Source organism: Shewanella aestuarii, from assembly GCF_014647215.1.
Taxonomy (GTDB): Bacteria; Pseudomonadota; Gammaproteobacteria; order Enterobacterales; family Shewanellaceae; genus Shewanella; species Shewanella aestuarii.
The window spans coordinates 162,236-176,075 of sequence record NZ_BMOT01000009.1 but is presented as its reverse complement, the minus strand read 5'-3'; the positions used below and the strand labels follow the sequence as shown (position 1 = coordinate 176,075).

Genomic DNA, 13,840 nt, shown 5'->3' with positions numbered 1-13,840 from the left:
TCAACACATATACTTAAAAAGATATGTTATATGAGCTTTAAAAACTAAAGCTTTGCTCAATATTATTAAGCTTTAATAATGTGGGTATTTAAACAGAAAATTGCAGAGAATCAATGCCTAAATAGGTGAAATTTTCAATTTTTTGCCAAAAAAGAACAAAAAAACTCATCATGAATATAAATCAGCCAATCCTCGGCCAATCAAGAGATAGCGCACGTTTACACATACCCTTTACCCCTTAGCATCAAATCTCAACTTTAGTTCACTAAAATATGAGCCAAAGACTTAAATATCGCGCCAATTCGGTCAACTCAACTAACATTTGATAAATGCAGATTAGCTTAAATTTATTATGCTTCAAGTTTTTTATGAGATTTTTTATGACATTTTTTAATTGCTTATATTTAAGATGATTTTACCTTTGTGTAAACCAGACTCCATATACTGATGCGCAGCGACTACCTCATCAAACATAAACACTTTATCAATCGCAATATTCAATTTGCCAGAATCAAGCAAAGGCCAAACATGTTGGCGAAGTTGATTGGCAATTTGCGCTTTTGCGGTGACACTTTGCGGGCGCAGTGTTGAACCAGTCCAAATAATACGTTTTGCCATTATTCTGAATATATCTACCGTCGCTTTAGCGCCCCTCTGCATGGCAATAGACACCATGCGGCCATCCATGGCTAACACCTTGAGGTTTTCATTAATAAAATCACCACCAGCGATATCTACTACAACATTAACGCCAACTTTATCTGTTAAGGCTAATATAGGCTCTACAAAAGACTGCTCACGATAATTAATTGCAAATGAGGCTCCCTGACTTAAACAAAACTGACACTTTTCTTCAGAGCTAGAGGTTGCAAACACTTTTGCCCCCAATTGATTTGCTAACTGAATCGCCGTGCTACCTATACCACCTGATCCACCATGCACTAGGACTGTTTCACCAGCCTTTAAGCCTGCCCGCATAAAGACATTGCCCCACACGGTAAAAAATGTTTCAGGCAACCCAGCAGCTTGAATAAAACTCCAGCCGGTTGGTATAGATAAACAATGAGCCGCATAAGTATTAACCGCTTCAGCATAGCCTCCCCCAGGAACCAAAGCGCAGACATGGTCGCCAACTTGCCATTGTGTCACACCATCTGCAACGGCAATAATCACCCCAGCAACTTCTAAACCAAGAATTGGACTCGCGCCCTCTGGTGGAGGATAGGCTCCCATTCTCTGCTTTATATCAGGCCCATTAACACCAGCAGCATGGACTTTAATTCTCACCTGCCCTTGTTGTAAACAAGCTAGTTGTCCTTGGGACAATTGCATTACATTCGCATCTCCAGGCTGTTCAAAATCAACCTGTCTAACCGTGTAATTATCAAGCATATTGCACCTATTCCTAGTCGCTTTTAATTAACAAAAATGAATCAAATACAGCGCTATAGTGACGATAACATCAACAAAAACCACAACATTTAGTGATTTAGCCCAAAAATAGTAACATCCATAAGCTAAATATATTGCTGTATAACAGTAAATGCTTAATGATAGCCACGCCATACCACAAGTTAGAGGAATCCATGCTTAGAAGAATGATGATAGTGGCTGTGATGACGATATGCAGTTTCACTGTATCAGCAAGGAATATCCATGTTGCTTCAGATGTATGGTGCCCTTATGTTTGTGATACTCAGCCAGGTTATCTGGTCGAAATTGTGCAACGAGCTTTTGAATCACAAGGTGATAAAGTCGTTTTTACCCAAATGCCATTCAAAAGAGCGCTGAAAGAAGCGCAAGTCGGCAATATTGATGCGGTATTAGCCATCACAGAACCCGTTGCGAAAGCGAATAAGTTATTGATAACTGATACTAAAGTGGGTAATTTCAGCAACGACTTTTTCGTGGTCAAAAACAATCCTTGGACTTATCACCAACTCAGCGATCTTAATCAGCAATCTATGGCAGTCATAAAAGGCTATGACTATGGTCAAGAACTTGAGCCATATTTACAGCGACATAAAGCAATTTTTTTTGCTTCAGGTGAAGACCCTCTTTCAATGAATATTATTAGATTAATAAAAGGTCGACATAAGGTCATTGTGGACAACAGACATGTGATCGAATATACCGCAAAACAACTGGGACTGATTGATAAAATTCAGTACGCAGGTTCCATGCCTGACAAGCAGCCTTTGTATATTGGTTTTAATGCCCACCAAGAAGCCGCCCTCGCAAAATTCGCCCTTGGCGTGACAGCAATAAAACAATCAGGGGAATATCAGCAAATTCTCGATAAATACCAGATCACTGTAGATAGCGACTCAATTGAGTTGAAAAAAAAGCGCTCAACCGCATTTTTATAAATGCGATGAACTTACACTCAACCGTTATTGACAGATAATCTTATCTAATTGTGCTTTACAGGCCTTTACCACTGTCTCAGGTTCTACAGAGCTGGCTTTACCACTACCTTCTAAGATTAGGCTATCACCTAATGGTTGCCAAAGTTTAAAGCTGCTAGCCATTACAGTGACTTGCGGCACGCCCATACTGACAGCAAGGTGGGCGGTGGCGGTATCGACACTAAAACAAAAATCACATTCAGCCATTAACGCAGGAAGTTGGAAAAAATTATCCAAGGCAGTAAAAACACGAATAGGTAAGGCACTAAGCACTTTATCGGCATTCACATCCTGTTGTACCGCAGCCAATTTATTTGGCGGCGTATTGATGATGAACACTAATTGAGGATATTGCTGTGCTAGCTTCAACATCACAGTTTTCAGTTGAGACCAAGGGTAATCTTTTTTCTCAGCCGTTGAGAGATGATTAATAAAGCATACACGTTTTGAGGTATCGCCCTCAGTTAAGGCTGTAATAATCTGTTTAGCTTGCTCTGTAAACTGGGCTTCAGGTTGGATCATTAACTGAGTATAGCCAGACACTAGATCTGTTGTATTAAGCCCCAATAACTGACCAAAACATTGACCATATAATTCAGTAATATGCTGAGTTGAATTAGCAATATCATCGTAACTGATTACACCATCTAATTTATTAAAATATAACCACTTACTTAAAAAGTTAACCCCACTAGTTGTGGCAACTACCCTTCCCTTAGGAGATATTTTCCTCGCCAGATGAGCATATTGAACAGCACGATTCTTACCAACAAAAACCACTAGGTCGTAATCTTGTTGTTGCGCTTTAGCAATAAACTGTTCGCGTTGGGCAATATTCGACACGATAGGGTAAACATGACCAAAGTCACCAATAGCATCAATCCATTCGGTTAAAATTTGATTACGGCCACTGGCCCATTCATGTGGTCTTCTACGGCAATCATCAAACCAAATATCAATGCTTAAGTGTGGGTATTTGGCTTTTAACGCCGATAACCAAACACCTTGATAAACAAAGTCACCAATTGCCAAATGAGTCATATAAAGTACTCGCTTGGCATCTAGAAGCTGCTGATGGCTGACTAATCCGTTCACAATATTCCTTACTTCAAACTATTTTTAAATTGGTTAAAATGCTTGTCTAATGATGGTGTCGCTAACATGCGTTTAAACGCGCGGGTCCAATTTAAACGTAACTTTGTTAATTTACGTTGTTTCATCTTCTCTAACCCACCGTGTGGATTAATATCTGAAAGACCATCTAAATCCACAGAAACGCAGTAAGGCATTAACCCAAATGGATAAATACCTAACGACCACCAAGATTTAATGTGGCCATCTACAGGCTCTAAAATATAAGGCATGTGCTTAAGCAATGACCTTGCACCTTGTTTACTCACTACCTGCGCGACCGCACTGATCGGGAACTTATGGTAACTCACAAATTGATGCCCTTGGTAATCAAACGAGTCCCTAATATTGCTACCACCGCCACGTCGCAGTGGATATAACTTAATAAAGTCCCAATTTGCATGCGGTAAATTGGCCATTAAATTAACTACATCGGCAAAGTTATCTTCAAGGCCAATGTCATCTTCCAATACAAATGCAAAATCTAAATCATCATCCAGAATTTTTTGCCAAGCGCGTTTATGGCTTAACGAGCAACCAATCTCACCTTTACCTAGCGCTCTATGGTAACTTTTTTCAGCTAGCTCTTTAGGTGATACTGCTTCTATATCATCAGCGCTCAGTAACCCGCCATCAACACCTTCTATGCGTTCAAAGGGAATACCAAGTTGTGCTAGCTGAGTCGATATAGCAGTTAAACGCTGAGGCGAACGCGCAAGGTTAATAACAAGCACTTTGTATGTAAGCAAAATCATTGCTCCAAATAAACTGGTGGATACTATAAATCATCTGCAATTAGATAGTGACAAACTTTTTCGCCAAATAATCCACCATCACTTTCGGTAGCTTATAGCGTTTATGGGCTTTATTAATAAAAAGATCCCAACCACTTTGCTTAATGTCAGCCAATGTTTCTGCTGCGATCAATCCTTTATTCAACTCGCAAAAATCATTCACAAATCTCACTTCGCGCTTCAATGACGAATTGGTATATCCACGTCCTGCATAGTGAATGAAGCTCGCATCCCGATAGCCATCTGCGCCTAACACATCCATACGGTTGAATTCTGCATCAATACTTTGATGCTTTAATCCATCTCGCTGAATAAGGTAATTGATATAGGTTTGCTCATAGTACTTAATGTGGTTACAAACCTGCTGCAAATCCTCTAGATTAGCGATATCAAATAGTTTGCTTTGATTTGAAATAAGCATACAACCCAAATTGAAATACACCGGACGACCGTTAACTTGAGGCCAGTTTTCAACAGGTCCTTTTATGGCAAAAATTTTATCTAACACAGGTTGGCGTTCGAGTAACGCGCCTTCATTGAACATATAAATGGATTCTAAATCATCATATTGTTCAAATATATTTTTCGCATGCGGCGTAATAATAATATCCGCATCCACATACAAAACTCTATCGTATTGTTTCAGTAACTCTTTAATGTACAGCTTCTCGGTCCACGCTGGACTTGCGGTATGCTGTGGGTTTTCTATGTTAATGGGGTAATGAAATTGATCTGACACAATCAGATCAGCGCCCACTTTTTCAGCATACAACTTAAAACCCAGCAATGCTGCGTTATACATTGGATTAGTATCACCAATTGCCAATGTAAAAATAGCCTTTTTCATTTGTTGTTCCACTTTACTTCAAAAAGTTAAAAACAGGTTACTGACCAATAAAGTGTTGCGCTTTCAACCAGTCCAGATATTCAGGAACGGCCTGCTCAACAGTCTTAAACTCATGGTGACAACCTACCTTTCTTAATTGGGTTAAATCAGCTTGAGTGTAGCTTTGGTAAGCACCTTTTAGCTTATCTGGGAACGGAATATATTCGATGTGCCCTTTACCATGATATTGAATCACCGCATTAGCCACATCATTAAAGCTTTGAGCCTTACCCGTACCACAATTAAAAATGCCTGAGACGGTCGCATTTTTCCATAGCCATAAATTCACTTTTACCACATCTTCTACGTAAACAAAGTCACGTAATTGTTGACCATTTTCATAGCCATCTACACCTTCAAACAAGCGACATAAGCCATTGGCATTAATTTGATTGTTAAAGTGGAATGCCACACTCGCCATGCCGCCTTTATGCTGCTCGCGAGGACCATAAACGTTAAAGTATCTCAGTCCTGCAACCTGGGTAGTTAATGTTTGCTGACGGACATATTGGTCAAATAAAAACTTAGAATATGCGTAAACATTTAACGGTTTTTCCAGTTCACGTTTTTCGACAAACGTGTCACTGCCGCCATAAACCGAAGCCGAAGATGCATAAATAAATTGTACTTTATTAGCCTGACAAAAATGCAACAAGGTTTTGGAGTACTCAAAGTTATTCTCCATCATAAACTTGCCATCCCACTCGGTGGTAGATGAGCAAGCACCTTGATGAAAGATGACTTCGATTTCGTAGTTGAGTTGACCCGACTTTATCTGAGCAAGAAAAGCATCTTTGTCTAAATAATCGGCAATTTCACAATCCGCTAAATTGAACATTTTTGTGCCATCAGTCAAATCATCAACGGCAATAATGTCATTGCGACCTAATTGATTTAATGTCTTAACTAAGTTACTGCCAATAAAGCCTGCGGCTCCAGTAATTACGATCATAATATTGCTTCCACTAGGTTGGATTTATGTTGTTTACAACACCATTCAAATTACACTTGCTCAGCATAATGCTGGTTTAAAAAGGCGCTAATTTCATTTGCCGCGTGATCCACATCAACCAAGGCCATATTTCGCCCCTTTCGCCCCACAGGTGGAGTGAATGCTAAACGTTTAGCCGGTTCTGTTAATGTCTGCCATTTCAACTTTGGTGCAGAGCGTCGACCTGCATAAAAGCCTACCGTTGGCACATTATGTAACCCTGCAATATGCAGAGGGCCGGTTGAGCCTGCGATAAACATATCTGCCGCCACAATCGAACGGGCAAAATCAGCCAAGCTTTTCAATGGTGTGGCTAATTCAACTTTGATATTGGTCTTAACCAGTAATGATTGAATGCTAAGCGCCAGTGCTTTTTCATCACCACTATAGGTTAATATGAAACGACAATCTAAATCTGTGCGCTGATCAATCTTTGTTATCAACTCTGCAAAATGAGCCTCGGGCAAACTCCCTGAAGAACCGCCAGTACCTGGATGAATAAAAATCAGTTTTTCATCATTTTGTTGTTGATAGTATTTACGCCACTGTTCACGCTCTGAACTCACATCCCACAGCTGTAATGGTAACTCTGGTATGGTGATCTGATGATTATGCAAAAACTGCTCGGCTAACATATAACTGCCGCGCCAACAGGGTTCGCCTTTTTTATATTGTGTATTCGCTCGATGACGATATAGGTATCGAAACCAACCATGATTAGGGGCAATTTTGTATGGAACATCAGCTTTACTGACTAAATTGTAAATTCGAAAATCTGAGTGCGACACAATCACGGCATCATAACGATTGGCTTTGATTTGCTCAATTAACTGCACATCATCACCCGTATCGACAACAACATCATCAATATATGGGCAGGTCAGTGCGAAGCTTTTCATTACTGGCGCAACGAAAACCTCAATACGCGTATTAGGTAATGCCTTTTTTAATATATAAAAAGCAGGCCATGTGAGAATAAAATCTCCGATTTTGTCATGGCGAATGAACAGAATTTTTTCCATCATTATCTTCTTTCTAAGATTGCCTAATAATCTCAGCTGAGTTTACCAGAGCCTGCATACAAAAGAGAAAGAACCCACTCTTTTATATCAACATACAAAAATTAAAAAGACCTGCAAGCAGGTCTTAAGTTTAATTAACTTGCGTTAAGTTACTGTAACAAGAATCCTAGAACGGAATATCGTCATCCCAACCTTCATCTAAATCTGGGGTAAAGTTTTGCGCAGGTTGAGGTGCTGGACGCTGAGCCGGTGCCACATTTTGCTGAGGCTGGTAATTAGCTTGAGGCGCTTGTGGTTTAGGTGCATAAGCAGGCTGTTGTGGTGCTGGCTTATTTTGTTGTGCATAACCACCTTGAGCGGGTGCTTGCTGATAACCACCTTGTGGTGCGCTCTGGTTTACGCCACCTTGATTATACTGAGGCTGTGCTGCTGGACGAGACGCTTGCGGCGCACGTTGCCCCGGCGCTTGATCATATTGAGCGTTATCTTGACCCGCACCACTGTTACGGCTATCAAGCATTTGCATTTCCATTGCATTAATTTCAGTCTTGTAACGGTCTTGACCCGTCGTTTGGTCTTGCCATTTACTGGTTTGTAATTTGCCTTCTAAATAGACTTTAGAGCCCTTTTTTAGGTACTCACCAGCAACTTCAGCTAAGCGGCGATACATGACAATATTATGCCACTCTGTACGCTCTTGTAGTTGACCTTGTTGGTCTTTCCACGACTCACTGGTCGCAACAGTAAAATTGGCAACGGCATTACCATTTGGCATGTAACGTACCTCAGGATCTTTACCTAAGTTACCCACTAAAATAACTTTATTCACACCACGACTGGCCATCGAAATCTCCTGCGATTATCTTTTCTATATACTTATTCGGTTGATCAAAATGATCTAATTAACAGAGCCTAACACAGCTCTGGCTTCGCTTAAATTGAAATCGTCATTCACCTTTAAATAGGCAACTTTATCCTCTAACACCACTATGGCTTCAGCCACACCAGTTAACTGTGATAACTGAGAGGCCATAGTTTGAGCATGAGGTTTATCTTTTATATTCGCTTCAAGGGTATAACTTTTTAACAGTACAGGTTTTGCCATCCCAAAAGTTAATAACAACCATAAGACCATTAACCCCAGTGCGACAAAAAACACCCCCGAGGCGCCGACTAACTGGTACGCGCCACCGCCTAACATGCCACCACAAAATGCGCCTAAAAATTGGCTGGTTGAATACACCCCCATGGCAGAGCCTTTATCACCAACGGGGCAAAACTTAGCAATCAAACTGGGTAGTGATGCTTCAAGATAATTAAACCCCGTGAAAAAGAACAACACTGCTGCGCTCAACACCCAAAGATTGTCAGCAAAAATGCCCATGGCGCCCAGCGAGGCTATCATCAACAATAATGAAATCTGAAACATGGTTTTAGTATTATTTTTCTTCACGCCGATGATGATTAACGGCACCATCAGAAAAAATGCACCAACAAAAGCCGGAAAGTATAACATCCAATGCTTTTCTTTCACTAAACCCGCATCGACTAAATCTAAAGGTAACGCCACAAACACTGCTGTTAACACTAAATGCAGAATAAAAATACCGGCATCTAATCGAAATAATTGCGGATCAAGTAGCATTTTTTTTAATTTAGCCGGTGTGGCTAAGGTGTCACCTTTAGGGGCATGACTAATCGGGTTAGGCACAAAAAACTGCACAATCAAAATACCCACTACGGCTAACACAGCTGTCAGTAAAAACAGCCCTGTTAATCCAACATATTGCGCAACGATGGGGCCGACGAGCAAAGATAATGCAAATGAAAATCCGATACACATACCAATTACGGCCATCACCTTAGTGCGCTGCTCATCGCGGGTTAAATCGGCAGCAAGTGCTAACACGGCAGCCGCTATTGCTCCCATGCCTTGTACGGCTCGGCCAAACACCACACCATAAATATGATCAGACGATGCGGCAATTAAACTGCCAATGGCAAACAAGACCAATCCCGCCATGATGATAGGTTTACGGCCATATTTGTCAGACAGAATACCCATAGGAATTTGTAGAATGGCTTGGGTAAGTCCGTATGCACCAATTGCAATACCAACCCAAAGTGGTGAGAAACCTTCAAGGTGTTGCCCATATAACGCAAAAACAGGCATGATCATGAATAGCCCCATCATACGTAGGCCAAACACACTGGCTAACGAAAATGCGACTTTTTTTTCCATGCCCGACAGTCCATTACTGGCCATTCATATACCCTTTTAACCAATTCGATGAGTCGCGCATATTACCATAGCCTGAATCACATGCTCAAAAGGAAATCACAGATTATGAATTTAAGCTTAATTAAACTTTTTTTAGGGTTTCATCGTAAACCAAATCACAATGGCAAATAGTCACGATTGACTAAACAGGTGTCAGTTAATGTGCGATACTGAAACCCATTTTTGCCCCATAGCGAACATAGAGCGAGTAGATGGACAATATTGAAATCCGCGGTGCCCGAACCCACAATCTTAAAAACATCAATTTGACTATCCCAAGGGATAAACTCATTGTTATCACAGGATTATCTGGATCAGGAAAGTCTTCACTCGCTTTCGATACTCTCTACGCAGAAGGACAACGTCGTTATGTTGAATCATTGTCCTCCTATGCGCGTCAATTTTTAAGTTTGATGGAAAAGCCCGATGTTGACCACATTGAAGGCTTAAGCCCAGCAATATCAATTGAGCAAAAATCGACCTCACACAACCCACGTTCTACCGTAGGCACGGTGACCGAAATATATGACTACTTACGTTTATTGTTTGCGCGAGTGGGCGAACCACGCTGTCCGACTCATGGACAGCCGTTATCGGCACAAACGGTAAGCCAGATGGTTGACAAAGTATTAGCCTTACCCGAAAACAGCCGCCAAATGTTACTTGCCCCAGTGGTTAACGATCGTAAAGGTGAGCATGTAAAACTACTCGAAAGCTTGTCGGCTCAAGGCTACATTCGCGCCAGAATTGATGGCGAAGTGTGTGATTTAACCGATCCTCCAACCCTCGACTTGCACGTGAAGCACACCATTGAAGTTGTCGTTGACCGTTTTAAAGTACGCGAAGATTTAAAACAGCGTTTGGCTGAATCCTTTGAAACCGCATTAGAACTATCCGGCGGAATCGCAAAAATTGCTTCAATGGAAGACACTAGCACTGAGGAACTGATTTTCTCAGCCAACTTTGCGTGCCCCCATTGCGGTTACTCCATGACCGAGCTAGAACCGCGGATTTTCTCATTTAACAATCCAGCGGGGGCATGCCAAACCTGTGATGGCTTAGGTGTTCAGCAGTTTTTTGACCCTGAAAGAGTGATCAGTAATGATGAACTGTCGTTAGCTGGCGGCGCGATTAGAGGCTGGGATAGAAGAAACTTCTATTACTTCCAAATGCTCAGTTCACTGGCAGAACATTACAAATTTGATGTTGAAACCCCGTTCCAACAGCTAAGCGATAAAGTGAAAAAGCTAGTGCTATTTGGTTCAGGCAAACAAAATATTGCTTTCAAATACATTAACGACCGTGGGGATGTGGTGGTTCGTAATCATCCATTTGAGGGAATTTTGAATAATATGGACAGACGCTATCGTGAAACCGAGAGTAACTCGGTACGCGAAGAGTTGTCTAAATTCATCAACATGCAGCCTTGTAACAGTTGCGAGGGCTCACGTTTGCGTGAAGAAGCCCGCAACGTGTTTATTGGCGATTTAAATTTACCGCAACTAACAACCTGGTCAATCGGTGAAGCTAAAAGTTATTTCGCCGAGCTAGTATTTGAAGGTCAACGGGCTCAAATCGCTGACAAAATTTTAAAAGAAATTGGTGAGCGTTTAGGATTTTTGGTCAATGTGGGTTTGAATTATTTAAGTTTATCGCGCTCTGCCGACACCTTATCTGGCGGTGAAGCGCAACGTATTCGTTTAGCGAGCCAAATTGGTGCCGGCTTAGTGGGCGTAATGTACGTACTCGATGAGCCCTCAATCGGTTTACATCAACGCGATAATGAGCGATTACTCAACACCCTTATTCACCTACGTGATTTAGGTAATACCGTTATTGTGGTTGAGCATGATGAAGATGCGATACGCATGGCTGACCATGTCATTGATATCGGCCCAGGTGCGGGTGTGCATGGCGGAGAAATTATTGCACAAGGCACCTTAACCGATATTCTTGACTGTGAAGCCTCGGTTACAGGCCAATACCTTTCAGGTAAAAAACAAATTCATATTAGCGATCAACGCACCCCTATCGATCCAAAAAAAGTGATCGAGTTATTCGGCGCAACAGGTAATAACCTGCAAAATGTCGATTTAACCATTCCTGTCGGTTTATTAACTTGCGTGACTGGCGTGTCGGGTTCAGGTAAATCAACCTTAATTAACGATACCTTTTTCAAAATTGCCCATCGCATGCTTAATGGTGCCACAGTAGATGAACCTGCACCGTACAAAGAAATCAAAGGCATGGAACACTGCGATAAGGTAGTGGATATCGATCAAAGTCCGATTGGTAGAACCCCACGTTCCAACCCTGCCACTTACACGGGTATTTTCACCCCAGTGCGAGAAATATTTGCCGGCACCCAAGAAGCGCGCACACGCGGTTATTTAGTTGGCCGTTTCTCATTCAACGTTAAAGGTGGCCGCTGTGAAGCTTGTCAGGGAGATGGATTAATCAAAGTTGAGATGCACTTTTTACCCGACGTTTACGTGCCTTGTGATGCCTGTAAAGGCAAGCGCTATAATCGTGAAACCTTAGAAGTAAAATACAAAGGTAAAAACATTCACGAAGTGCTACAAATGACCATAGAAGAAGCGCGTGAGTTTTTCGATGCGATTCCCGCCATAGCCCGCAAACTACAAACCTTGATGGATGTGGGTTTGTCTTATATTCGTTTAGGACAAAGCGCGACCACCTTATCCGGTGGTGAGGCGCAACGGGTTAAACTGGCTAAAGAATTATCCAAACGCGATACCGGTAAAACCCTGTATATCCTTGACGAACCCACCACGGGACTGCATTTTGCCGATATTCAGCTATTGTTAGATGTCTTACATCGCCTAAAATCTCACGGCAACACCATAGTCGTTATCGAACATAACTTAGATGTAATCCAAACTGCTGATTGGATTATTGATTTAGGCCCTGAGGGCGGTTCAGGCGGCGGCACTATTTTAGTGGCTGGAAGCCCAGAAGATGTCGCTGAACACCCAACATCGCATACGGCACGTTTTTTAAAACCTATGTTGGCTCTGCATAAACAACGAGCGGCTAAAAAGCCCAGCATTGGTGCTAAAAAGCCCGCTAATAAATCGACTTAGGATTTTTACTTGGATTATCTGATGCGATAAAGGACAAATATGAGCACATCAGGCGCATCGATAAAAGCACCCTGTTTCAACCCAATTACCACTGCCAAAGGGGCTATACTATATAGCCTCGCCTTGGTATTTATCTTGAGTAGCTGTGCCAGTAAAGATAGCCTAGATTGTAATTTGCCTTTACAACACCAATGGGTAAATAGCCCCCAAATCATCGATGATATCCGCATCCTCACCTCTGTAGAATTCGCCGGTCGAAAAACCGGTAGCGATGGCGCCACACTGAGTCAAAATTATCTAGTGCAGCGCTTTACAGATCTTGGTTTACAACCTTGGCAAACCGCTTTTAAAGTCCCGTTTACATACAAGTATCAATTTAGTCAGCAACAAGGCGTGAATATTGTTGGCATCATCCCCAGCCGCACACCATCAAATCGCTGGCGAGTTATTACGGCTCATTATGATCATCTTGGGCAGCAAGGGATGCGCACGTTTCATGGTGCCGATGATAATGCATCTGGTATTGCAGGTTTATTGGCCATCGCCGAGCAATGGCAGACAACTGGACTGGCTGAGGTCAATTTAATGCTGGTTGCAACCGATGCTGAAGAGCAAGGCTTATATGGTAGTTATGGATTGGTCGAGCAAATACAAGCTCATTCTGAGATGCAAATAGAATTAGCCATGAACTTAGATATGATTGGCCACCCTTCGCGTCCTAGGGCGATATATATTGAAGGCGAACAAAACTTTGCCCATTTTGAACAGATAAAAACGGATATCACCAACAAACATCAATTGTGCATACGTTTAAGTTATGCAAAAAATAGTTCTACCGGTATAAAACGAATGAATTGGTTAAAAGCATCCGATCACTACCCTTTTCATAAAGCAGGCATACCTTGGGTTTACTTCGGCGTACCACCACATAATCAATATCACACAGTGGATGATACTATCGACACGCTAAAGATTGACTTTTTAGCCAGTGTGACCGAAATGGCCTACAGCTTTATCAGCCAACCTCAAATTGAAATAAACCCACAATAACATCATCTACGGGGTGAATAATTCTCAAGATAAGGCAAAAATCAGGCCACATTTAAATATATATCAGATTTTGTATAGTCAAAATGCAGAACCACTGCTATAATATCGCCCTTTCGGCGCGGGAAATCGACACGGGGTTGATTTTCTGTCTGTGAAACTCAGCACGAGCATCC

11 protein-coding genes are annotated in these 13,840 nt (G+C 41.7%); 3 read left to right on the top strand and 8 right to left on the bottom strand.

Annotated features, from left to right (window positions below):
* Positions 1–390: 390 nt before the first annotated feature.
* Positions 391–1,392: an NAD(P)H-quinone oxidoreductase gene (locus tag IEY03_RS13775; protein WP_188842670.1), complete on the bottom strand. Its 1,002-nt coding sequence runs from the start codon at positions 1,390–1,392 to the stop codon at positions 391–393.
* Between the two features lie 194 nt (positions 1,393–1,586).
* Here IEY03_RS13775 and IEY03_RS13770 point away from each other — a divergent pair, with 194 nt between their 5' ends.
* Positions 1,587–2,369: a substrate-binding periplasmic protein gene (locus IEY03_RS13770; RefSeq protein WP_188842669.1), complete on the top strand. Its 783-nt coding sequence runs from the start codon at positions 1,587–1,589 to the stop codon at positions 2,367–2,369.
* Between the two features lie 24 nt (positions 2,370–2,393).
* On the opposite strand, the gene IEY03_RS13765 is transcribed toward IEY03_RS13770, so the two are convergent.
* The 7 genes from IEY03_RS13765 to IEY03_RS13735 all read right to left on the bottom strand — a co-directional run bounded on the left by IEY03_RS13765 (position 2,394) and on the right by IEY03_RS13735 (position 9,498).
* Positions 2,394–3,503, bottom strand: a complete 1,110-nt coding sequence (locus IEY03_RS13765) for a glycosyltransferase family 9 protein (protein WP_188842667.1) — start codon at positions 3,501–3,503, stop codon at positions 2,394–2,396.
* A gap of 8 nt (positions 3,504–3,511) precedes the next feature.
* Positions 3,512–4,288 carry a glycosyltransferase family 25 protein gene (locus IEY03_RS13760; protein ID WP_188842665.1) on the bottom strand — a complete coding sequence of 259 codons (777 nt, stop codon included), beginning with the start codon at positions 4,286–4,288 and terminating at the stop codon, positions 3,512–3,514.
* Between the two features lie 46 nt (positions 4,289–4,334).
* On the bottom strand, positions 4,335–5,180 hold the full coding sequence (locus IEY03_RS13755) for a glycosyltransferase (RefSeq protein WP_188842663.1): 846 nt from the start codon (positions 5,178–5,180) through the stop codon (positions 4,335–4,337).
* Positions 5,181–5,217: 37 nt separating this feature from the next.
* On the bottom strand, positions 5,218–6,171 hold the full coding sequence (gene rfaD, locus IEY03_RS13750) for an ADP-glyceromanno-heptose 6-epimerase (protein ID WP_188842661.1): 954 nt from the start codon (positions 6,169–6,171) through the stop codon (positions 5,218–5,220).
* A 50-nt stretch (positions 6,172–6,221) separates the two neighbouring features.
* Positions 6,222–7,235: a glycosyltransferase family 9 protein gene (locus tag IEY03_RS13745; protein ID WP_188842659.1), complete on the bottom strand. Its 1,014-nt coding sequence runs from the start codon at positions 7,233–7,235 to the stop codon at positions 6,222–6,224.
* Between the two features lie 163 nt (positions 7,236–7,398).
* Positions 7,399–8,076 carry a single-stranded DNA-binding protein gene (locus IEY03_RS13740; protein ID WP_188842657.1) on the bottom strand — a complete coding sequence of 226 codons (678 nt, stop codon included), beginning with the start codon at positions 8,074–8,076 and terminating at the stop codon, positions 7,399–7,401.
* Positions 8,077–8,130: 54 nt separating this feature from the next.
* Entirely contained in the window at positions 8,131–9,498 is a 1,368-nt protein-coding gene (locus tag IEY03_RS13735; RefSeq protein ID WP_188842655.1) for an MFS transporter, read from the bottom strand.
* A gap of 227 nt (positions 9,499–9,725) precedes the next feature.
* On the opposite strand from IEY03_RS13735, the gene uvrA reads away from it, so the two are divergent.
* Positions 9,726–12,617, top strand: coding sequence for an excinuclease ABC subunit UvrA (uvrA, locus tag IEY03_RS13730; protein ID WP_188842653.1), 2,892 nt, complete (start codon positions 9,726–9,728; stop codon positions 12,615–12,617).
* 39 nt (positions 12,618–12,656) lie between these two features.
* Positions 12,657–13,667, top strand: coding sequence for a M20/M25/M40 family metallo-hydrolase (locus IEY03_RS13725; protein ID WP_188842651.1), 1,011 nt, complete (start codon positions 12,657–12,659; stop codon positions 13,665–13,667).
* The last annotated feature ends 173 nt before the right edge of the window (positions 13,668–13,840 follow it).